The following is a 23,097-nucleotide window of genomic DNA, read 5'->3' as shown; positions in this document are numbered from 1 at the left end:
TTCTAATTAGGCCTTATTGATACACATGTTTTTTCGACAGCTTCAAGTAATTTGAAGGAATGGGCAACTGCAGTTTGATTGCTGTAGACACATTTACCGCTACAGTGTACGTATCCATTTTATCAACGGGAATGTCCCTCGCCGATTTTTTCTCAAGAATTAGCTTGGCTTTTCTTGCAGCTGATTTGCCAATACTCGCTGGCTCAGATACTACGCCAAGAAGCGCACCTTCTTTCACAGAGGAAATGCTTTCTGCGAATAAAGGAAGCAGTCCCGTAGCTTCTTTTACCTTTGTTACTAAGCCATTCGATTCCGCGAGCGGCCCAGATGAAAGCCAGTAACCATCCAGCTCGTTTGTTTTTTGCTGCAAGCTGTTGATGATGCTGTCAGTCATTTCAACCAGTCCATCATCGCCTTCTATATACGGTGTACTAACAGCAACAAGATTTATGTTCTCGTAGTCACCATTCAGTGCCAGAAGTTGATTAACCAAGTTACTTGACGATGGGTATGTAGAATGGACTAGACCGATGGTAAAATGCGATGAGGGCTTAGACGCTCTGAGCACACCCTCTAACATATCTAGCTTTACCTTTGCGTCTAGCACGTGTGACTCGCCCGTCATGTTGCGTTCACTAACCGCACCAATAGCAGAAACTATTCCTTCTTCAACCGGTGCTGAGACCGCCATAAACAGCTTAGGTACATCAACAAACGCTTCAGACGCATTCAGCGCTCTGGTGGCAAGGGTCGCCACCGATACAATAAGGTCAGGCGCTGGGTTTTGTGCAAGCTCGGTAAGTATCTCCTTAGCACGAACTTCAGAGCCTTCGGCGTTATACGATGTTACGTTAATCTCGTGATTGGGCATAATCCGCGCAAGTTCCTTTTCGAACTCGGCCCGCGAATCAGCGACAATTGGAACAGGCAGTGTTTCAAGAACAATTAGGTCCAGGGTTTCTTTCGCAAAAGCAGCACTAGTGCCCCACATCAAAGAAGATAAAGCTAAAAGAAGGGAAAACCAGACCTTTGTCATGACTGTGAACCTAACACAACTAACTGAAAATACGCATATATAGACGTATCATAAAGTTATTCGAAGGTCATTCATAGTGGAAGTTATAACCAAATATTCAATACTGGGAATAGCTGTCTAAAAACTAAGATGCGATTTCCGCAAATGCGTTAACGCTAAACAAGCGCGCTTCTATATCGTAAATCGGCATCGACACGATAATTTCATCAACCCCCGTCGCTTCAACAAACTGAGCTAGCTTGTTTTGCACCGTTTCTTTCGACCCTACCAACGCATACCTCAATACATTCGATAACATTGCTTCGTCAGTCGCCGTACAATATTCTTCAAAGTTAGGCATAGGCTTAGCGAAAGGCCTATTAAGACCACGTCGCATGTTCATAAATTGCTGCTTCACTGACGTGAATAGGAGTTCAGCCTCTTCATCGGTTTCAGCAATCACCACCATTACACCAGCCATCGCTTTTGGCGCTGATAACTGAGGCGACGGTTTAAACATATTGCGGTACACATGAAGCGCATCGAATAGCGCATCGGGCGCAAAATGCGAGGCGAACGAATATGGCAGCCCCATTTTTGCCGCCACTTGGGCACTGTATAAGCTAGAGCCAAGCAACCACAGGGGGACATGTGTATTTGCCCCAGGTACTGCAACAATCGGCTGCCCGTCTTGCGGTGTACCCAAGTAGTGCTGAAGTTCTTGAATATCTTCTGGGTAACTGTCCACATCGCTTTGCAAATTACGACGAAGCGCGCGTGCGGTTGCCATATCAGTGCCTGGTGCACGGCCAAGTCCAAGCTCAATGCGATTAGGGAATAATTCAGCCAAGGTGCCAAACTGTTCAGCAATGACCAAAGGTGCATGGTTAGGCAGCATAATACCGCCCGCACCAACTTTAATGGTAGCGGTGGCGTTAGCAATGTGCGTTAACACTACTGAGGTGGCAGAACTGGCAACACCATGCATGCCGTGATGCTCGGCTAACCACACACGTTCATAGCCACAGCGCTCAGCTTCCACAGCCATTAACCTTGAATTGTTTAACGCGTCTTTTACGCCAAACCCTTCAGATATTGGCGCTAAATCTAGCAGTGAGTATGGGATAGCCATGTTGCCTCGCAATGTTGAAACTTGGTATGACTTATAGGTATGACCTTACTCCTCGTTTTACAACTGCCTTACCTGACAAAGTAAGACGGATGGAGAAGGTTTATCGATAAAGTGAGAGTGGTGGAAAGAGAAGTGAAATAATAGTGATTCATGGGCTTGCAGGAAAGCCGCTTAATTAGCAGCCAATACTCGCCTATTGAAAACAAAAAAGCCTGCGCTTTTGTCAGTCGCAGGCTTTGTTTGTGAGCACGAATAAGTGCTTCAGCAGTGTGCTTTATTCCACCGTAACCGACTTCGCCAAGTTACGCGGCTGGTCAACGTCGGTGCCCTTAATTAGCGCTACGTAGTAGCTCAAAAGCTGTAGTGGCAAGGTATAAATGATAGGTGCGATTGGTTCGTCGCAGTGCGGTACGTTGATAACGCGCATGGTTTCATCACCTTCAAACGCCGCATCTTTATCCGCAAATACATACATGATGCCGCCACGGGCACGTACTTCTTCAACGTTCGACTTTAGCTTCTCGAGGAGTTCGTTGTTCGGTGCAACCACAATAACGGGCATTTCGTCATCAATAAGCGCAAGTGGGCCGTGTTTCAATTCACCAGACGCATACGCTTCCGCATGAATATAAGAAATCTCTTTAAGCTTAAGCGCTCCTTCCATGGCAATAGGGTATTGATCGCCACGACCTAGGAACAAGCTGTGGTTCTTATCTGCAAATTCTTCAGCTAAATCTTCAATGCCACCAGTTATCGCTAAGGTCTCTTCAAGCTTTGCAGGTAGACTATGAAGCGCAGAGACAATAGCTTTGCTGTCAGCGTCTGTCATGCCGTTTTCTTTGCCCAGTGCTAGGGTAAGCATTAAGAACGCAGTGAGCTGAGTAGTGAAAGCTTTGGTAGACGCAACGCCAATTTCCGCGCCAGCGCGGGTCATAAATGCAAGGTCTGACTCGCGTACTAATGACGAACCCTGAACGTTACAGATAGTCAAACTAGACATATAGCCCAGCTCTTTTGCTAAGCGAAGGGCAGCTAACGTATCGGCTGTCTCACCTGATTGAGAGATAGTAATAAGCAGGCTGTTTGGGTGCACTACTGACTTGCGGTAACGGAATTCTGATGCAATTTCTACGTTGCACGACACATTTGCATATTGTTCTAGCCAATAGCGCGCCGTCATACCCGCATGGTAGCTGGTACCACAGGCAATAATTTGTACATGCTGTACTTTTTTGAATATCTCGCCAGCACCTTTACCAAATATGTCAGCAGTAAGTCCGTTTTCGTCAATACGATCTTTAAGCGCATTACGCACAACGGTTGGCTGCTCGTGAATTTCCTTAAGCATGTAGTGGCGGTAACCCGCTTTGTCACCCGCGTCGTGCTCGATATTCGACTCAATCACTTCGCGTTCAACGGCATTGCCGTCTTTATCGAAGATTTTAACGTCGCGACGAGTAATCTCTGCCACATCGCCTTCTTCTAAAAAGATAAAGCGGCGTGTCACTGGCAACAATGCCATTTGGTCCGAAGCAATGAAGTTTTCGCCAAGCCCCAAACCAATTACAAGCGGGCTGCCCGAACGTGCAACCACTACGCGACTAGGATCTTCTTTATCCATGATGACGGTGCCATACGCACCGTGGAAGGTTTTAACGGCACTTTGCACAGCGTCTAGTAAAGTCTTACCTGACTTAAGCTCTTCGTGTACGGTGTGAGCAATAGTTTCTGTGTCGGTGTCGCTGGTAAAGGTATAGCCCTGCTCTTTTAACTGTGCTTTTAAGTTAACGTAGTTTTCAATAATACCATTGTGAACAACAGCTACACGTTCAGTTGAAAAGTGTGGGTGCGCATTCGCTTCAGTCACACCACCGTGCGTTGCCCAACGGGTATGAGCAATTCCAGTTGTACCCAAAGCTTCACCTTCTGCCACCGCATCAGCAAGCTCTTGTACTTTGCCTGTACGGCGAATACGCGTAAGCGTGCCGTCGCCTTGCAATAGCGCTACGCCAGCTGAATCATAGCCGCGATACTCCAGTCTTTTTAAACCTTCTAATAGGATTTCAACCACGTTACGCTCAGCTACAGCGCCAACTATTCCACACATAATTATTCTCCACTCGGCGCTGCAATAAGTACTGTCACGCCCTGATTTTCAATATTAAGTTTGTCTTGTTCACAAATGCCTTCATCAGTGATCAAAACAGAAATGTTTTTCCAGCTTAGCTCTAGGTTAGGCATTTTATGCGTTAATTTCTTTGAGCTGGCTACTATAACCACCTTACTAGCCGCCACAGCCATGGCGCGGGTTACACCAATAAGCTCGTTAAAGGTGGTGGTGCCTCTGTTGACATCTATGCCCGCGGCACCAATAAACGCAATGTCAAAACTATAGGCACTAACCAACTGTTCAGCCATAGCGCCTTGAAACGACTGAGATTGGGCATCCCATGTGCCCCCTACCATTAACACCGTCGGCTCTTTTTCACTTTGGGTAAGGTAATTGGCGGTTGATAATGTGTTGGTCATTACCACTAAATCATCGGCATGTGATAAATGGGGTAAGATGGATGCGGTGGTAGACCCGCAGTCTATAACGAGCTTATTGCCCGGTTTGACCAAGCTCGCTGCAAGTTGGCCTATAGCGTTAATTGCTGGGCTAGTAGTTGAATTCGCGAAAGGGTCACTGGTAATAAACTGAGATGGCCCAGCATTTGAATTGGTAGATGATGGTACAGGCACTGCGCCACCAAACTGTCGAATCAGTAAACCTTGCTGCGAAAGGGCTGCGAGATCTTTTCTAATGGTGACTTCAGACGTAGCAAAACGCACGGCCAAATCTTCAACTTGAGATTGACCATGCTCTTTCACCCACGCCACTATCTGCTGGCGGCGCTGTTCAACCGATTTACTACTTTTCAATATAACCTCATGCTCTTGCCGCCTTCTCGCTAAACCTTCATGTACGCGTTGTTCCAATTGAGAACAAGCCATGAAAAGTCTGCAAAACAGTCCGCAAACACACCTTCAACATTCAATCATAACTTTCAAAACGAAAGTTATTAGTTTTAAAGTGAAAGCATCGTAAGTTAAATTGAAACGACGATCAAGGTAATTGTTTAATTAAACGCCAGCGATTTCTTTTGAGCACTCGCTTTTATGGCTAGCTCAATGACTTTGATAACAGGTACGACCGTACTCGCGTCAGCCGGCGAGAATTTACCGTCTTCAATAGCGTGAGCAAGGCGATTGAAAAACGTGAGATATTCACCCTTCAATGTTGTCACCGTCTCTTCAACTAGCTGGCCGCTTTCATTGACCACAGCTAGCACGCCATGCTCGTTATCTTTTGTAATCGCCCAGTGTTCATCATCAAAAGATAGCTCTGCACGCAATTGATCTTCTTGCGGATCTAAATAGAACTTTCGAAAGCTGCCTTTTGTGCCTTGCAAGTCGTAGCGCAATGTCGCTCCTGCCTGAAAAGCTGAACTACCTAGCTTTACAACTTTATCAACATAGTGAAGTGTTACATCGAACGTGTCATCTGACTGTCCATTTTCACGCAAGGCCTGTATGTTTGCCGACACTTCTTCCGGCTCGCCGAAAAGCTGTAGCGCTTGGTCGATTAAGTGGGGACCTAAATCCCAGAAGATACCGCTTCCTGGCCCTGCATTTTCACGCCACCTGTCTCGTGGTACTGGGCGAAATCGGTCGAAGCGGCTTTCCAAACGTTTAATGTCGCCAAGTTTTTCATCGTTAATTAGCTGCTTAATCGTAAGAAAATCGCCATCAAAACGTCTGTTGTGATAAACACAAAGCTGTTTATTTTGAGAATGTGCAAGCTCTACTAAAGCTTCTGCTTCTTCACTATCTAATGTAAATGGCTTTTCTACCAATACGTGACAGCTGTGCTCTAATGCCAGTTTCGCCTGTGGCCCATGAAGGTGATTTGGGGTTGTAATAACCACCAAATCTACATCGTGAATTTTAAGCGCTTCTTCCAACGAGCCATACACTTCAGCATGGGGTAAAACTGCGTTAACCGCATCAGGTTTTGAAGAGATAACCACATCGACAGAGAACTGCGGTAGATAATTTAGAAATGGCAAATGAAAGGTTGTGGCGGAAAATCCAAAGCCAACCAGAAGTGTAGATATCATCGCATATCCTTGTGTAACGAGAATTAAGAGGTAAGTAAACACACACTATCAGTAATGATAGATAGGGGAAACCTTAGATAGTTCATTATTTAGAAGACAGATAGCTGAATGAGTTGCGTTTACAGCGACACAGTAGACGTTAATTTAAGCCCTCTGATTTTGTCATCTTTCTGACTGGGCGATAGTTTGATGGGACTGAAGAAGAAACTGGGCTAGCTAATCACTATTTGTGTTTGCCAGCCCTATCTCACCATGTAACCCGTTAGCGAGCTTTAATAAGGGTACGTCTTTATTTTTTGGTCGGGCGCGGCCAATTTGGAATATTGCGCTGCTTACCGCGGGCAACGGCTAGCGCGTCTTCGTCTACGGTTGACGTGATCACGGAACCAGCACCTACGGTAGCGCCTTTGCCAATGTTTACAGGCGCGACAAGCGACGAGTTTGAGCCGATAAAGGCATTGTCGCCGATGACGGTTTTGGACTTGTTCACACCGTCGTAGTTACAGGTAATTGTGCCTGCGCCAATGTTCGCTTTGGCACCCACTTCTGCATCGCCTAGGTAGGTTAAGTGATTCGCTTTGGCGCCCTCGCCTAAAATAGCCTTCTTCATTTCCACGAAGTTACCCACTTTGGCATTTTTCTGCATTACTGCACCAGGGCGTAGTCGAGCGAAAGGCCCGACCGTACAGGCTTCACCTACACTGGCTTCTTCAACAATAGAATTAGCTTCAATTACAGCGTTATCGGCAATAGTACAGTTGCGCAGAATACAGTTTGCACCAATGTTGACGTTGCTACCAAGTGTCACCTTACCTTCAACAATAACGTTAACGTCGATAATTACGTCGTTACCGGTTTCAAGCTGGCCGCGTAAGTCAAAACGAGCAGGATCCAGCAAGGTCACGCCATTGGTCATTAGCTCCTCGGCTTGGCGACTCTGAAGCGCGCGCTCCAGGTTAGCTAACTGCAAACGATTATTAACGCCTTCCACTTCTACCGCAGACTGTGGCTGTGCTGACTGAATTCGCTTGCCTTCGGCCGCTGCCATGGCAATAACGTCGGTAAGGTAATACTCACCTTGCGCGTTATCATTGCTTAACTCGCCCAACCAGCGCTTAAGATCAACGCCAGACATCATCATCATACCGGTATTAATTTCTTTAATTTCACGCTGGGCATCAGTGGCGTCTTTGTGCTCAACTATCGCGGTAATGTTGTCATTCTCACGAATAATACGGCCCATGCCTGTGGGGTCGTCTAGATTTACAGTGAGCAGTGCTAAATCACAGCTTTTCTTTGCAGCTTTTAACGCACTTAGTGTCTCTTCGCGAATAAGTGGCGCGTCGCCAACCAGAACAAGCACGTCTTCATTGTCTTTAATATGAGGTGCCGCTTGCTGAACAGCGTGGCCTGTACCTAACTGTTCGGCCTGTAAGCACCAGTTTAGATTGTCTTCAACAACCGTTGCCTTTAGTTGGTCGCCGCCATGACCGTAGACCAAATGAATATTGTCAGCACCCAGTGATTTTACTGTGTTGATAATTCGCTGCACCATAGGCACACCACCTACTTTGTGTAACACCTTGGGCAACGACGATTTCATACGAGTACCTTTACCCGCCGCTAAAACAACCACTGAGAAAGCCATATAATTCCTTTATTTCGCAAAGAGAATGAAAATCGGAGCATAGTGTAACCAAGGGAATAGCATATGTCAGCGGTTCATTCGTGATAAAAAGCTATTTGCAGAGAGCGAAAACTAGGTGTTTTCCTTCATTGTTATTTAGTCTAAAGTTAATGATAGTCACCTAGTAGTTCAATATTGCAACAGGTATACTTACCATTATAGGTAAAGTTCAGTCAGGCAAGGGAGCATGCGCAGTCTGTGAACACATTTAGAACACTGCATAGAAGCATTTTAGTGTTATTCGCGGTAGTGGTTATCGCTATCGTTACACTGGTACATTTTAGTATTTCCAAGATTGTTGCCGAGCAGAGTCGCGCGCAACAACAGTCACTTTCGCCCGCAATCTCACTTATTGTGGAGCAACTTTTAAAACCACTCCATATTTCAGAAGCTTTGGGGCATTCCACCGAGTTAGTAGACTTGATGGATGGAGAAACGATTGACCAAGAGGCTGTTTTCAAAACATTGGATCGTCTTGAAAACGAGTTTGGGTTGTCTTTCTTTATTGCCAGCGAGGCAGACAGAAAACAATATAATTCTGATGGCAGCATAATTAACCTGATTGAAGGGGAAGTAAGCTGGTATTTCAAGTACAAGGACTACCCTACCGATGCCGTGGCAGATATCGGTAAATGGGAAGACACCCATTTCTATATTGATATAAAGATCCACGATGAAGATGGCCGCTTCTTGGGCTTCTTTGGTGTTGGAAAGAGTCTGCGCAGTTTTATCGAGGTCTTCGATACCTATAAGCAAGAGTACGGCTACGACTTTTTGTTTGTAGATGGTGAGGGTGACATTATGCTGTCTTCTGATCCTAATCTTATCGCGTCTTACTCTGACTTTACCAATTTGTCAGAATTGCCTTGGTATGCCAGCCTTCCCCTTACTATCCAGAACGAGCAGGCACTCAACAATAAATTAGTGACTATCGACCAGAATGATTACCTTATTGCCGAAGTAAAACTTAATCAATTTGGTTGGACGGTGTTTTTACTCAGTCCACTTGAAGAACGCCAGGCTGAAATTTCACAAGCATTTATATTCAGCGTTGTAACACTACTGGTTGTTGTATTCTCGCTGTTTTTGCTTATCTACAATCTGTTGTATTACTTCAGAAAAGACATGCAGCCAGATCTGGTTGTTCGCCATACTAACCGTCTTCCAGAAAAAGAGAATTTACAGCTTATCTACAAAACGCTACTGGCTGAACATAAGTCACTAAGCGTAATGCTGATTAGCATTGATGAGTTTTCTGACATTGTTGACGCTCACGGCAGAAACGCAGGCGACGACTTATTGGATAAAGTTGTGGCGTATTTGGCTGAGCACTTGCGCGAGCAAGATGTACTGGGACGCTGGAGCAGTGCAGAATTCATTATTCTATTGCCACATACCGGCCCGCATGTGGCTTTTGATATGGCACAAAATCTTCGTCACGGCATCGCTACCTTGCCGCCGCTACAAGAGTTACCAGAACTGCTTATTACAGCGTCTATTGGTATATCTTACACTGCGTCACCACGTGCTATGCACGAAGTTACCGCGCACGCGGAAGACGCGCTTTATCAAGCCAAGCGCGACGGCAGCAACTTAGTAAGAATGCAGCTAATAGACTAGCCCAGGTTTGTTTCAATTTAAGCAGGTTTAACCTTAAGGCGTTTTCTTTTGAGAACGCCTGTGGTTAACGCCACACCGAACAAAATCATTAAACCACCCACAATGGTTTGAATTGATAAGTGCTCTTGCAAGAACAGTACACCCCAAATAATGCCAAATAGTGGTACCAAGTAGGCTACAGTAATGGCTTTGGCTGGGCCGATGTCAGCTATGAGTTTGAAATATAAGATATACGCTATACCCGTGCCACCGACAGCCAGCGCTACCGCATTTACCCATGCATTAACGCTTGGCATTGTTTCTGGCAAAGTCGCAAGCGCGAATGGTGCTAGCATCACGCTGGCCATAGCCTGACTACCTGTAGCGACCACCAAAGGTTTAACCCCCTGCAACCATTTCTTCATCATACACGCCGCTACGCCGTAGCCAGTGGTGGCCAATAATGCAGTCAAAATAGGAAGAAAACTAATATCGCCCTCGCCAAGCTTTTGCTGACTAATAACGGTTACGCCTACAAAGCCTACAAAAAGCCCCGCTACTGCTGACTTTGTTAGTTTGTCACCTAACCACAGCCAAGCGACAATGGCGCCAAACATGGGAGCCGTGGCATTTAAAATGGCATTCACCCCTGCCTCTAAATGCAGGCTGCTGTAATTAAACAGGACGAAAGGCACCGCCGTGTTAGCCATGCCCACCAGCGCAATGGCCAACCAGTGGCGCTTTATGTCTTTTACCGACCCTCGTATTAAAAGCAATGGTAGCAATACCGCTGTAGCAAGCACGGTACGAATGGCTACTAATACATAAATGCCAAATTCAGGTGCGGCAACACGCATGAAAATAAATGAACCGCCCCAGATACCGGCTAACACAAGCAGCGAGATAATGTCTCTTATTGCCATTCTTTTATCACCATTTTCTTATCACCCATTCTTTTATAGCCCCAGCACCCCTTGGGCTCCTTCTAAATTAAGTAAATACTGCTTACGCGGTAAACCACCTGCATAGCCCGTTAGGGTTTTATTACTTCCGATTATACGATGGCAAGGCACGACAATAGCAATAGGATTACGACCATTTGCCATACCCACGGCGCGGACAGCTTTTGGGTTGCCAATGGCTTTTGCGATGTCTAAATAGCTAGCGGTTTCGCCGTATTTAACGTGCTGCAAGGCATCCCACACCTGATTCTGAAACGCCGTACCTTTAGGGCAAAGCGGTAGGTCAAACTCGCGTAACGTACCGTCAAAGTATGCTTGTAACTGACTGCACGCTGCTTCGGTGATGGCGTTTTTTTGCGAATGAAAGTCGTTGCTTAGCACGCTTTCTTGCGCTGCAGTTTTTCTGCCTATGCCACCCTGCTTTGCGTTGGCCGTATTACCTGATTCAGCGGCACTCACGAACGCGATAGCCGTTATACCTTTATCAGTGGCTTCAACTTTAACAAGCCCCTGTATGCTGTTCACGAAATCTGTATATTTCATACTAACGACTCTCTTTACTGATTGCTTAACTGCCACAATTGAAGGGTTAAATAACTGCGCCAAGGTGCCGCTTTTTCGGGCGCTATGGGGTACTGCTGGGCCATTTTACGAACGATCAAATCGCCGCCAAGATAGACGTCAGGATTTCTCTCCCCCCGCATTTTTAAATAGTCGAGCGTCCACGGGCCCACGCCTTTAATGGCGAGTATGTCTTCATGGCTTGGCATGTTACCGTTTATGAATAAACGAGCAAAATGACGTACTGCCTCTTTTCTCGCCTGTGGCATACGTAAGAATTCAAGACTGTTTTCGGCCACACTTTCAGGCGAGGGAAAGCTGTAGCGTTCACTCGTTATAGATTCAAGACCGTTTGACGGGAGCGCATCAGAGACCGTTTCGCCCAGCTGATGTACCAGTAAAGTCACCTGGCCAATAGCCGCTTTTACACTAACTTGCTGGCCTACAATAGCCCGGCAGCCGCTTTCAAATACGCTCCATGCACTGGGAAGGCGTAGCCCAGGCGTTAACTTGCTCGGCGGTAACCCAGACTGCAATAGGCTTTGTTCAATTAAAAGCGGGTCAGCGTGAAGATCTAGTACCTGCTTTATATTTTCAATTATCGTATGAAGACGACCTAAATCAGGCATGTCGATGAGAAGTTTGAATCCGTGGCGCGCCTCGTCGTGAATGGCTTTAAAAAAGCCTAAACTTTCATTGCATGAAAAGTATCGTTCATAGCTCTGGTCCGTTACTCGTTCCATGCCTTCAATAGCGCGGGTTGCCAAGAAATCTCGTATATAGGGCCAATTGTACGGCGGCCGATAAGAAAGAAATAAAGAGATAGCCTTTTGTTGAACCTGCTCTTTTTTTCTAAGCTGGGTAGGAGACGTAGCGCAATATTGCTCTATGGCACGCTGCAGTTGTCTCAGTGATTGATAGCCTGCCGTAATTGCGATATCTGTCATAGATAAATGAGTTTGTTGAATAAGCTGCTTTGCAAACAAAGTGCGCTGCATATTTTGAAACTGCTTAGGCGGTATGCCCACAGCATTGACGACCAACTTATTAAGGTAACGCTCACTAATACCCAACCGCATAGCAATATCCGCAACGCGCTCAATGGGAATAACAGATAGCAGCGACAACGCTCGGTTAATCGTTGCGCCCACGCCTTTCCACGCCGCTGAACGAGGTGCACTGTCTGGTCTGCAGCGAAAACATGGACGATAACCATGTGCCATTGCCTGTGTGGCGTGTTGAAAGTAAGTCACATTCTCTTCTTTAGGAAGTCGCGCTGGACAGATTGGCCTACAAAAAATACCGGTTGTTTTTACCGCCACAAAAAATCGTCCGTCAAAGCGCGGATCTCTACTAAGTCTTGCTTTTGAAAGCACTGACTCAGCAGTTGTCGAGTTTTCTGAAACCCCCATGTCTGAGACAAAAAGACTGTCTGGCATTAGAATGCACTTCCCACCTGTCGTTTATCACCTTTATCTAGTGTATCGTGCATTGGCTCTGTTGGTGCGACAAAATCAGAACTCAATAATTACAAATCTTGCTAGTCGAACTTCTCTTCCTTTCTTGCATATTCTTACAACGGTTCGCTTACCGCTAGAATAAATCAAATCATTGAAGAGATAGTGAGCATAATTGGCGACATTTGATCATTGGAGCAGCTAAACGCATAATAATGCGATAATAATAATGAGCGCCTGATGGATGTATCAGAAAACCACAGGCTTAACGAGCTGACTGTATGCTGAACTCTTTGCGCACCTTCAAGCTGCGCCTGTCTAAAATTTGGCTGATAGCGATGCTAATGGTCATTACACAAAGCGCTTTTGCGGATTGGCTTGATGACTATGCTAGTTACGTTCAAAAGGAAGCCTCAAAATACAACGTGCCTGGTTATGCGTTTGTGTTTTATGAACAGGGCAAAGCGCCAAGGGTTTACGTATATGGAAGTACCCGCAAACGCGGCGGAGAGAAAGTTACAGAGAACACAGTATTCAGGCTAGCTTCTGTTTCAAAAACCTTTACTGCGTTGTTGTCAGCTAAACTTGTAGAAAAAAACCAGCTTAGCTGGGAAACGCCGATAACCACCTTATTACCCGACATTCCTTTTAAAGGCAAAGGAATGAATGCGCTGCAACTGCAACATATCGTTGGCCAATCTAGTGGCTTTATGCCCAACGCTTACGACAACCTTATTGAAGCTGACTACTCGCTGGAGCGCGTGCTTAAATCCCTGGGCGAGCTTGAACCACTGTGTGCGCCGGGTGAATGCTATACCTATCAAAATGCACTCTTTGGTGCGCTGGAATACTACTTCAGCAACAATAATACCTCTTACTCACGACAGCTTCAGGCCAACCTGTTTGCACCACTAGGTATGAAAACAGCCAGTGTTGGAAAAGGCGGATTGCTTGCATCAGAATCATGGGCTCAACCTCATATTGCTATCGCCAGAAATAAATGGCGCGAAGGAAAGGTAGAAAGCAACTACTACCGGTTCTCTCCAGCTGCTGGCGTTAACGCTAGCATTTCAGATATGACGATTTATCTGCAAGCGCTGCTAGGCGAGTTCCCCACGGTCATATCCGATGAAATGGTGGACTATGTCACTACAAAGCGCGTGAAAACGAAGCGTGAAACCTACCGCAGAGGTTGGCGCGGCATGATTGACGATGCTCACTATGGTTTGGGTTGGCGTATTTACGACTTAAATGGATTACAGCTTAACTATCATGGGGGTTGGGTAAAAGGCTATCGCGCTGACGTGGCGTTTTTGCCTGAACACAAAGTTGGCTATGTGATGCTGATGAACGCAGAGTCGAATATGATTAATTCAACAACAGCCGAGTTTTGGAAGCGTTACTTGAAAAAAGCCGACGCAGATAAGTAATATCGGCATCGGCTTTTCGGTACTTTCATTCAGATATTAAACGCTACTGTTTTAGATAGGTATAACCTGCCAAACAGTTTTCGTAAAAATCAGTCCAGCGAACCCCTTCACGAGGGTTCAATTTTCCGTCCCACACTTGCTTGTCTATCATGCGTTTTACGTCTGATGCCATTGCGCGCGGGTTATACTGCATAACGTTAAGTACATCTTCTACCGATGAGCCCTTCACCACTTCTTCAATGTAAAAGTCTTCAGGATCGTCGTCATAGCTGTAAATATGCACTTCATTTAAGCGACCAAACAAGTTGTGCATGTCGCCCATAACGTCTTGATAAGCGCCCGTTAAGAACAAACCAATGTAGTACGGCTCATCTTTCTTAAGTGGGTGCATTGGCAGTACGTCAGTAATTTCACGGCCAATAGTGAACTGATCAATTTTACCGTCGCTATCACAGGTAATATCCACTAGCGAGCAATTGACCGTTGGCTCTTCATTCATACGAATAAGAGGCACTACCGGCAGCAACTGGTCGATGGCCCATGTATCAGCAGCCGACTGGAATACAGAGAAATTACAAAGGTACTGAGACGACAAACTGTAATCTAGCTCTTGAAGCTCTTCTGGAACATATTCTTCGTTGCGATACCACTGCTGTAAGCGACCCATAATTTGCCAGTACAGCGTTTCGATTTTGCCCAGCTCTTCAAGTGACAACACGCGTAATTTAAATGCATCTAGCGCCTGTTCTTTATACTGAGACGCGTCGTTGTAAATTTCATGCATGTTCGTTTGTTCATCAAACGTGTCTGCAAGTTCGCGCATATTCTTAAGGAAGAAGTGTTCACCCGCTTTTGCTGATGTATCCATTTGCGACGCATTCGACTTAATTTCGCCCACAATTTCCGTGATAACACAGCTGTGATGCGCAGTGATTGCACGTCCACTTTCACTAACCAGATGCGGATGCGGTACGCCTTCAAGGTCGCACATTTCCTTCATGCCATAGACAACGTCAGCAACATACTCTTGCATGCTGTAGTTACGCGACGATTCATTAGTTGAATTACTGCCGTCGTAATCGATACCAAGGCCACCGCCTACATCAACATAATCTAGCTCGAAGCCCATTTTGTGAAGGTCTGCGTAAATACGCGCGCCTTCGGTTACCGCTTCTTTAACCGCACGAATGTCTGTTAATTGGCTACCAATATGGAAATGCAGCAGCTTTAAGCAGTGTGCCATGCCTTGCTCTTCAAGGTAGCGGGCTGCGTTAATGATCTCAGTAATGGTTAAACCAAATTTCGCACGTTCACCACCAGAGCTTTCCCACTTACCACGACCTTTCACCGTCATTTTTGAGCGCACACCAATGATAGGATCGATATCCAGCTCTTTGGCTATTTTTACCAGAAGAAGAAGCTCGGTGTATTTTTCAACTACTACCACAACGCGGCGACCCAGCTTTCTTCCTAACAGCGCAAGACGCATAACTTCGTCGTCTTTATAACCATTTAGGATAGTCAGAGACTCTTCGTTAGTATTCATGGCAAGCACAGTCAGAAGCTCGGCTTTTGACCCCGCTTCTAAGCCATAGTTAAATGGCTTGCCCGCATCGACAATTTCCTCAACCACTTCGCGCATTTGGTTTACTTTTACCGGATACACACCTTGGTACTGGCCTTGGTATTCGGCTTCTTCGATGGAGCTTCTAAATGCTTTGTTCAAGCCTGCAACTTGCGAGCGCAGAATATCGTGGAAGCGCACAACAACAGGAAACTGTACGCCTTCTTTGCGGATATCTTCAATTACCGAATTAAAGTCGATTCGAATGCTAGGATCTTCAGGAACAGGGGTAATATGGACGTTGCCGTTTTCACCAATTTGAAAATAGCCGCCACCCCATTGAGACACGCCATAGACGCGCTCCGCTTCTTCGATGCTCCAATCTGACAATTTATTCACCTATTTGTAAGTGGGCTAGGCCAATACCTAGCGTAGAAAGTGCGAAAATAAGCAGCGTATTATAGTCAACGTAAGACTGAACGCGATAGTTGTTGCGATATAAAATATCTATTGTCGCGACGAATTTTGTTTATCGAACGCGGGCTTTTTTAGCCTATCCAAGTTCGAACATAATCTATAACAACGTTATCTGCTTTTTCTTCACAAAGGGTTATAAACTCTGAGATGCTTTGAGTACGTTCAAGTTCAAATCCCAGTTTAATTGATGGCGCGCTAAAAAACTTCTCTGCAATGTGATCAGCATCTGTTGCTTCATCTTCTAGCCATGTCTCGCTGAGCTGACTTCGCCTATCTAACTTAATGGGCGCTTTTATTTGATTGAAGGTATCAGAATTGGGGATTTGCCAACTACGCATGTCTACAAATAAGTGAAAGGGTCTGCCTTTACGGGTTTTCAAGCAATCAGAAAGCTTAGCAAGGTACTGAATGTTCGTGGACATATCCCACTTACCGCGAAGCGTGACCAAAATACAATTTCTAAACGGCTCAATATGAAAAGGGGTCGTAGACATTTACTCGTACATCTCTATGCGACTATATGAATAGCTAACTCAACATCTATAGCATTCACATACTAGAGCTGATAAGCATCAACTACAACTATAGTTGAGTACTTTATAATTAAGTTTAATACCCAATAAAAAGGCCTGTGTTTTAAACAGGCCTTTATAGAAGATGTCTCAAAGAGATACGCTGTATTAGTCGTCTCCGAACTCGCGAATAATGCTGTTAATAGTGTCTTTAGCGTCACCCAGAACCATGCGCGTGTTGTCTTTGAAAAACAGCGGGTTGTCTACACCGGCAAAACCGGCATTCGCAGAACGCTTAAGTACAAAGACCGTTTTCGCACGGTGTGCTTCGATAACTGGCATTCCGTAAATAGGGCTGCCTTTCATCTCTTTGGCTGCTGGGTTAACTACATCGTTTGCACCGATAACAATAACCACGTCATAGTTTTCCATACGAGGGTTAACGTCATCCATCTCGTATAGTTGGTCATAAGGCACGTCAGCTTCTGCCAATAAAACGTTCATGTGGCCCGGCATACGCCCCGCTACAGCGTGAATGGCGTAGTCAACCGTACAGCCATTTTCCTCTAGCAACGACTGAAGTTCACGTACCGCATGCTGCGCTTGCGCAACCGCCATACCATAACCAGGCACCACCAGTACTGCTTGCGCTGCTTCTAATACATAAAATGCATCTTGCGCCGACAGTACTTTAATCTCGCCTTCTATTTTTTCGCCGGCCTCGACTGGCTTGGCAAAGCCAGACAACAACACATTCATCAATGAACGGTTCATGGCCTTACACATAATATTGGTAAGAATTAAGCCTGACGCGCCTACTAGTAAACCGGTAACAATCAATATTGTGTTACCTGTAGCAAGACCTGCCGCCGACGCTGCTACACCTGAGTAGCTATTTAAAAGCGCAATAACCACCGGCATATCTGCACCACCAATTGAAATGGTAGCCCACAAGCCGAAGCTTAGTGACAACGCAATAGCACAGTAAATCCAAAGTGGGTTGCTTGGGTCGGTAGTAAAGAAATAACCTATCACCACCATGCCAATTAGATGCAAGATGCTTAGCTCGCGAAGCCCTGTGAAAATAACGGCTTTAGAGCTCATTTTTCCTGACAACTTACCCCAGGCTACCACCGAGCCAGAGAACGTAATGCCCCCAACTAAAATTGTGAAAAACAGGGTAATAAAAGTAAACGCACTTTCAGTTTTAAGAGTAATTAGGCTCATTCCGGCTAATGTTGCCCAACCCAGAAGCAATGACGCTGCGCCACCAAAGCCATTAAATAACGACACCATTTCTGGCATTGCCGTCATTTCAACGGTCTTGGCTTTCCACGCACCAAAGGCGCCACCAATAACAAAACCTAGCAGGATGTAATGATAGCTAATGATCTGCTGGTCAAGCAGGGTGACGACGACAGCAACCAGCATACCAATGGCAGAAATAAAGTTACCTTTTTTCGCGGTATCTGGATGGCTAAGTAACTTAAGTCCTAGTATAAATAGTGCCGCAGCTACTACGTACGCAAGGTTTATTACGGTTACGATATCACTCACTTGCGTACTCCTTATTTATCTTTTTTCTTGAACATGCCAAGCATGCGATCAGTAACGAGATAACCACCCACCACGTTGATGCTGGCCAGCGCCACCGCTGCGGTACCAAGAATGGTCGTTAGCAAGTTGTTGTCGCTACCCGAGGCTACCAATGCTCCCACTAACGTAATACCCGATATCGCGTTAGAGCCTGACATTAAGGGGGTATGTAAGGTTGCTGGGACTTTTCGAATTAACTCAAAACCCAAAAAAGCAGCCAGTAGCACGATGAAAAGTAGGTAAATGATTTCCATGATTAGGCTCCTTTGTATGCGTTGTTAAGCATGTCGTTGGTGATGCTACCGTCGTGGGTAATAACACAGCCGGCCAGAATGTCGTCTTCTAAATTCAGCCCAAAGGTTTTGGTTTCATCGTCAAAGAACTCATCCACAAGGTTGCAGATGTTATTGGCGTACATGTCGGTGGCGGCTTTAGCCACATACTGGCTCCAGTTACCATTACCAATTACCTTTACACCGTTAACTTCAACGGTTTCGCCAGCAACCGAACCTTCAACATTACCACCTGATGTTGCGGCCATATCTACAACCACACTGCCCGGCTTCATGAGTGCTAATGTATCTTTTGAGATAAGCACTGGTGGTTTGCGACCAAATAACTGCGCTGTCGTAATAACAATGTCAGAGTCGGCAATCGCGTCGCGTTGCGCTTCTTGCTGCTTCGCTTTTTGTTCATCGGTCAGTTCTTTTGCATAACCGTCCTTCGTTTGGCCTGTTTCCCCAATGTCGATCTTAAGGAATTTGCCACCTAGCGATTCTACTTGCTCAGCCACCACAGGGCGGGTGTCATAAGCAAGTACGTTTGCGCCTAAGCGTTTCGCGGTTGCTATAGCTTGAAGACCCGCTACGCCAGCTCCAATAATAAATACCTTTGCTGGTTTTATTGTTCCTGACGGTGTCATCATCATAGGTAATATTGATGGCAACTGATTCGCCGCCTGCATCACCATTACGTAACCCGCAAGACTCGCTTGCGAGCTCAATGCGTCCATTTTTTGTGCACGAGAAGAACGAGGGATCATCTCTACAGAAATAGCGGTTAGCCCCTTTTCTGCAATAGACTCAACAAGCGATTGCTGAAAGAAAGGGTCGAGATGGCCTACCACAATGGCCCCTTTTTTCATCAACGCTAGCTGTGCATCGGTGGGTTTGTTCACCGCCACGAGCATATCTGCTGTTGATAATGCATCATTCACATCATCGATGACAGTTACGCCTACATCTTTGTATTCTTTATCTGAATACCCTGAGTGTACGCCTGCTCCTGCTTCAAGCAGTAAGGTCGCCCCTTTTTTCACCAGACGCTGTGCACTACTAGGTGTAGCCGCACATCGCTTCTCCACATTATTTAGCGGATCTGGCGCTTTTGACTCATTTAATATTATGATTTTCACACGCTTCTCCTCACATTCCGGCTATCCGAGAATGACACCCTTTAAACAGTACTAAGCCATTTTATTCACTTATGCCTAGCATTCTCTAGCGAAATCAAAAACAGAACAGGCAATTTCTGTATTTATTTTGCTTCGAATAGCACCCCTTATTCCGCTTATTTTTCAAGCGAAACTGCGGCAAAGCTACGCTATATGGGCATACATCACTAGTATCATTTACTTACGAGTCATAACTAATATTTATATAGAAATGGCATACAGGCGATAAATGAAGTGGATAAAGAAGCATTTATTCTGTGAATACATTAATAATTGTGCACTTTTTAAACACACGTAAAGGTGAAATACGATAATCGATGTCGAAGAAATCACGCCTTTTAAATAAGGTGATTCAATTAATTTAAAAAATTGTTAAATAAATTTGGGGGATTTTACAAACCGTGTCGTCTTGATGAATTAACAGCGAAATGCTGTGAGAGAAAGCCAAGTGGGGTGCACACCATAAGGCGCATTAAAATTAACGATTAGGACACACACCATCATGTATAGGAAAACCAAGCTTGCATGCTCAGTGGCAGCAGTTTTAGCGTCGGCTATTTCTGCGAATAGTGCATTTGCCCAAGACGCGCAACCCAATAAAGACGTAGAAGTGATTGAGGTAAGTGGTATCCGCTCATCGGTTGCAAAATCGATGGATGTTAAACGCAGCTCTGCTGGCGTAGTCGACGCCATTAGCGCAGAAGACATCGGTGATTTTCCCGATACCAACTTAGCTGAATCACTACAGCGTATTACCGGCGTATCTATCGACCGTTCAGGCGGTGAAGGCCAGCTAATTACCGTACGTGGTTTTGGACCACAGTTTAACACCGTGTTGGTAAATGGCCGTCAAATGGCGTCTGAAAACGATTCGCGTGCGTTCAGTTTCGACACGATTGCTTCTGAGTTAGTAAGCAGCCTTGATGTGCATAAAACGTCAACGGCCACAATGCAGTCTGGTGGTGTAGGCTCTACCATTAATATTAATACCGCGCGCCCGTTCGCATTAAACGGTTTTAAAATGGCGGGCTCGGTAAAAGGCGTGTACGACGAAAATAGCGAAGAAACTACGCCGCAATTTTCTGGCCTTATTAGCAACACGTTCAATGACGACACCTTCGGTGTATTACTTGCCGTTTCACACCAAGAGCGTGAGACTCGCCTTAACCAGGCTCAGATGGACGGTTGGCTAGAGAACGTTGGCGTGCCAAACCCTGTTACGCAGTCAGGCGACGCTTGGACAGGCAATGTATTTTCACCGCGAAACTACGATCACAAAGTGACCTTTGAAGAGCGTACCCGAACAAACGCTAATCTTGTATTCCAATATGCACCTAACGACAAACTGGTAGTAACTGCTGACGCACTGTATTCAGATTTTGACGTAGAGTCTGAAGCAACGTCGTACGGCCACTGGTTTACCGCGCCTAACATTCAGGGTGTAGGTGATGACGGCAGCCTGTTTGATGAAAACGGCAATCGCCGCAGCCCAACGGTTGATGCAAACGGTACTATTGTCGATTTATACCAAGAGGTAGGTTTGGCGACCGATATGCACGCCAAAACGTTCGACCGTTTAACTGATACCTATGCCATAGGCCTTAACTTTGATTACCAGTACTCTGATAATCTGAATTTATCGTTTGATTTAAGTCATTCAGAAGCCGAACGCGAAGCCAATAATGGTGGCGGCGATCAGCTTTCACTTATTGGTTATGCCAACCGCGTACGATTCCAAGTAGATGACAACATTTTACCAGTTGCCAGCATGTTCGCTTCGCCTAATGACAATATTTATAGCGGACAACAAGAACTAGATGGCGCGATTGTTACGGGTCCTGACGGCTTCCCTATATATAACCCTGCACTGACACCTGATGGTGTTAGCAATCATCTTGATGAAGCGAACAGCCGAGCTCACGTAATGCTGCGTCGAGGCTGGGCGGTAGAAGATGAAGTGAGCCAGCTGCGCTTTGACGGCGAATACGTAACAGATGGCAGCGGCTTAACTGAAATTCGCTTTGGCGCACAGTACAGCACCGAAACCAAATCACTTACCCGTTGGGACAATGAAGGTGTAGGTATTCACTGTACTTACTGTGGTTACCCAGACTTACCTGAGATCCCAGCAGGCAGCCAATACGTTTTTGACGCAGGCAGCGATTTTCTTTCTGACGTAAGTGGTAGCGGTCGCATGCCCACCTCTTGGCTTGCCCATGATGGCGAAGCCAACTTTGCGTTTTTAGAATCTTATTATCAAAGCGTAAATGGTGAGTCGATTAGTTTTGATGCGGTGCGTCGTAATAACAGCTTTGAAGTTGAAGAAGATATTATCTCTACCTATATGGAATTCGACTTTGAAGGCGAAGTTGCAGACATGTTCTTAAGCGCAACCGCTGGTGTGCGTTATGAAATGACGGATGTGACGGTTAACGGAACGCAAGCGCCAATAACGGGCTTAACGATTCTGGATCAAACCGAAATGCTGGCTGGTTTTGGCGATGCGCAAAGTATTGCCACTGAGTCTGATTACGACGTGCTATTGCCAAACTTCAGCGTACGTTTGGAAATTACCGACGACTTAATTGCGCGCTTTGCGGCGAGTTCAACTATTACTCGCCCTACGCTTAACAGCATGTCGCCGGTAACGGTAATTACAACCACCCGCCAAGGTGGTGACTTAACATCTACCAGTGGTAACCCTGCGTTAGAGCCATTCAAATCGGATAACTTGGACTTGTCACTAGAGTATTACTATGACGAAGCAAGCTATGCATCGATTGGTTACTTCAGAAAGCTGGTATCGAACTTTATTGTTAATAGTCAAGAAGACAAAACCTTTGAGCTTGCTGACGGCAGCCTGCTAACCGACCCTTCTACAGGCACTAACGCTAGCGCGCCAGATGCGGGTGACGACGTTGCTGTGTTTACCAATACTCTGCCAAATAACGGTGAAGACGCAACGGTAGACGGCTTCGAGCTTGCGCTTCAGCACACTTTCGATAATGGCTTTGGGGTGCTTGCCAACGGAACTATCGTTGACAGTGACGCCGAACTCGATCCATTCGATATTAATCAGGTATTTGCACTAACCGGGTTAAGCGATTCTTACAACTTGGTGGCATTTTATGAAACTGACGATTATCAAATTCGTCTTGCCTATAACTGGCGTGATGAGTTCGTTCAGTCGTTAACACAAGGGCAGGGTGACGGCCCAACCATTGTTGAGTCTTATCAACAGCTTGACATTAGCGGTAGCTACAGCGTGACAGACAATGTAGAAATCTTCTTTGAAGGTATTAACCTTACAGAAGAGTTTGTACATAAACGCGGTCGCTTCTCTAATCACTTGCTGTTGGTTGAAGACAGCGGCAGACGTTGGGCCTTCGGTGTGCGCGGAAACTTTTAGTTTCGCGTAATTGGGGCCGGCATTTGTTGGTCCCACATTCGTGGCTACCATTTGGTAGCCACAGTTTTTATTCAGGAAATCAG

At 45.8% G+C, this 23,097-nt stretch carries 17 protein-coding genes; 3 read left to right on the top strand and 14 right to left on the bottom strand.

Translation table 11 applies throughout. The features are described 5' to 3' along the window. Positions 1-13: 13 nt before the first annotated feature. From MHN00_RS09140 to glmU, 6 genes are all read right to left on the bottom strand, one after another. Positions 14-1,036 (bottom strand): ABC transporter substrate binding protein, encoded by a 1,023-nt coding sequence (locus MHN00_RS09140; protein ID WP_239300966.1) that lies wholly within the window; start codon positions 1,034-1,036, stop codon positions 14-16. A 124-nt stretch (positions 1,037-1,160) separates the two neighbouring features. Next, on the bottom strand, positions 1,161-2,147 hold the full coding sequence (locus MHN00_RS09135) for an LLM class flavin-dependent oxidoreductase (protein WP_239300965.1): 987 nt from the start codon (positions 2,145-2,147) through the stop codon (positions 1,161-1,163). A gap of 274 nt (positions 2,148-2,421) precedes the next feature. Next, on the bottom strand, positions 2,422-4,254 hold the full coding sequence (gene glmS, locus MHN00_RS09130) for a glutamine--fructose-6-phosphate transaminase (isomerizing) (RefSeq protein WP_239300964.1): 1,833 nt from the start codon (positions 4,252-4,254) through the stop codon (positions 2,422-2,424). Between the two features lie 2 nt (positions 4,255-4,256). Next, the gene (locus MHN00_RS09125) at positions 4,257-5,069 is read right to left on the bottom strand and encodes a DeoR family transcriptional regulator (protein ID WP_239239163.1); all 813 of its coding nucleotides are present in this window, start codon (positions 5,067-5,069) and stop codon (positions 4,257-4,259) included. Positions 5,070-5,266: 197 nt separating this feature from the next. Continuing rightward, complete coding sequence (locus tag MHN00_RS09120; protein ID WP_239300962.1) at positions 5,267-6,307, bottom strand: Gfo/Idh/MocA family oxidoreductase; 1,041 nt, start codon at positions 6,305-6,307, stop codon at positions 5,267-5,269. A gap of 289 nt (positions 6,308-6,596) precedes the next feature. Then, positions 6,597-7,955 (bottom strand): bifunctional UDP-N-acetylglucosamine diphosphorylase/glucosamine-1-phosphate N-acetyltransferase GlmU, encoded by a 1,359-nt coding sequence (gene glmU / locus MHN00_RS09115; RefSeq protein ID WP_239300961.1) that lies wholly within the window; start codon positions 7,953-7,955, stop codon positions 6,597-6,599. A 237-nt stretch (positions 7,956-8,192) separates the two neighbouring features. Between glmU and MHN00_RS09110 the strand changes: the two genes are divergently transcribed. Further along, entirely contained in the window at positions 8,193-9,614 is a 1,422-nt protein-coding gene (locus tag MHN00_RS09110) for a diguanylate cyclase (RefSeq protein WP_014977725.1), read from the top strand. A 17-nt stretch (positions 9,615-9,631) separates the two neighbouring features. Here MHN00_RS09110 and MHN00_RS09105 read toward each other — a convergent pair whose 3' ends face one another. The 3 genes from MHN00_RS09105 to MHN00_RS09095 are packed head-to-tail and all read right to left on the bottom strand — an operon-like array spanning position 9,632 to position 12,555. Then, positions 9,632-10,516 (bottom strand): DMT family transporter, encoded by an 885-nt coding sequence (locus MHN00_RS09105; RefSeq protein WP_239300960.1) that lies wholly within the window; start codon positions 10,514-10,516, stop codon positions 9,632-9,634. 33 nt (positions 10,517-10,549) lie between these two features. Further along, entirely contained in the window at positions 10,550-11,098 is a 549-nt protein-coding gene (locus MHN00_RS09100; RefSeq protein WP_239300959.1) for a methylated-DNA--[protein]-cysteine S-methyltransferase, read from the bottom strand. Positions 11,099-11,112: 14 nt separating this feature from the next. Continuing rightward, a complete protein-coding gene (locus tag MHN00_RS09095; RefSeq protein ID WP_239300958.1) occupies positions 11,113-12,555 on the bottom strand; it encodes an Ada metal-binding domain-containing protein in 1,443 nt (480 codons plus the stop codon). Positions 12,556-12,854: 299 nt separating this feature from the next. On the opposite strand from MHN00_RS09095, the gene MHN00_RS09090 reads away from it, so the two are divergent. After that, on the top strand, positions 12,855-14,003 hold the full coding sequence (locus MHN00_RS09090) for a serine hydrolase domain-containing protein (RefSeq protein ID WP_239217753.1): 1,149 nt from the start codon (positions 12,855-12,857) through the stop codon (positions 14,001-14,003). A gap of 43 nt (positions 14,004-14,046) precedes the next feature. Here MHN00_RS09090 and speA read toward each other — a convergent pair whose 3' ends face one another. The 5 genes from speA to MHN00_RS09065 form a co-directional block, all read right to left on the bottom strand. After that, entirely contained in the window at positions 14,047-15,957 is a 1,911-nt protein-coding gene (gene speA / locus MHN00_RS09085; RefSeq protein WP_014951242.1) for a biosynthetic arginine decarboxylase, read from the bottom strand. A gap of 158 nt (positions 15,958-16,115) precedes the next feature. Beyond that, complete coding sequence (locus tag MHN00_RS09080) at positions 16,116-16,538, bottom strand: arginine decarboxylase (RefSeq protein ID WP_168463127.1); 423 nt, start codon at positions 16,536-16,538, stop codon at positions 16,116-16,118. Positions 16,539-16,724: 186 nt separating this feature from the next. Beyond that, positions 16,725-18,113 carry an NAD(P)(+) transhydrogenase (Re/Si-specific) subunit beta gene (locus MHN00_RS09075; RefSeq protein ID WP_014951244.1) on the bottom strand — a complete coding sequence of 463 codons (1,389 nt, stop codon included), beginning with the start codon at positions 18,111-18,113 and terminating at the stop codon, positions 16,725-16,727. Positions 18,114-18,124: 11 nt separating this feature from the next. Further along, complete coding sequence (locus MHN00_RS09070; RefSeq protein WP_014951245.1) at positions 18,125-18,406, bottom strand: NAD(P) transhydrogenase subunit alpha; 282 nt, start codon at positions 18,404-18,406, stop codon at positions 18,125-18,127. 2 nt (positions 18,407-18,408) lie between these two features. Further along, a complete protein-coding gene (locus MHN00_RS09065; RefSeq protein WP_239300957.1) occupies positions 18,409-19,566 on the bottom strand; it encodes an NAD(P) transhydrogenase subunit alpha in 1,158 nt (385 codons plus the stop codon). A gap of 541 nt (positions 19,567-20,107) precedes the next feature. Between MHN00_RS09065 and MHN00_RS09060 the strand changes: the two genes are divergently transcribed. Next, entirely contained in the window at positions 20,108-23,014 is a 2,907-nt protein-coding gene (locus tag MHN00_RS09060; protein WP_168463126.1) for a TonB-dependent receptor, read from the top strand. Positions 23,015-23,097 lie beyond the last annotated feature (83 nt).

Origin of the sequence: Alteromonas sp. Cnat2-8 (genome assembly GCF_022348355.1) — a bacterium.
Classification (GTDB): domain Bacteria; phylum Pseudomonadota; class Gammaproteobacteria; order Enterobacterales; family Alteromonadaceae; genus Alteromonas; species Alteromonas macleodii.
The sequence above is the reverse complement of the archived record's forward strand: the minus strand, read 5'-3'. Positions and strand labels throughout refer to the sequence as shown.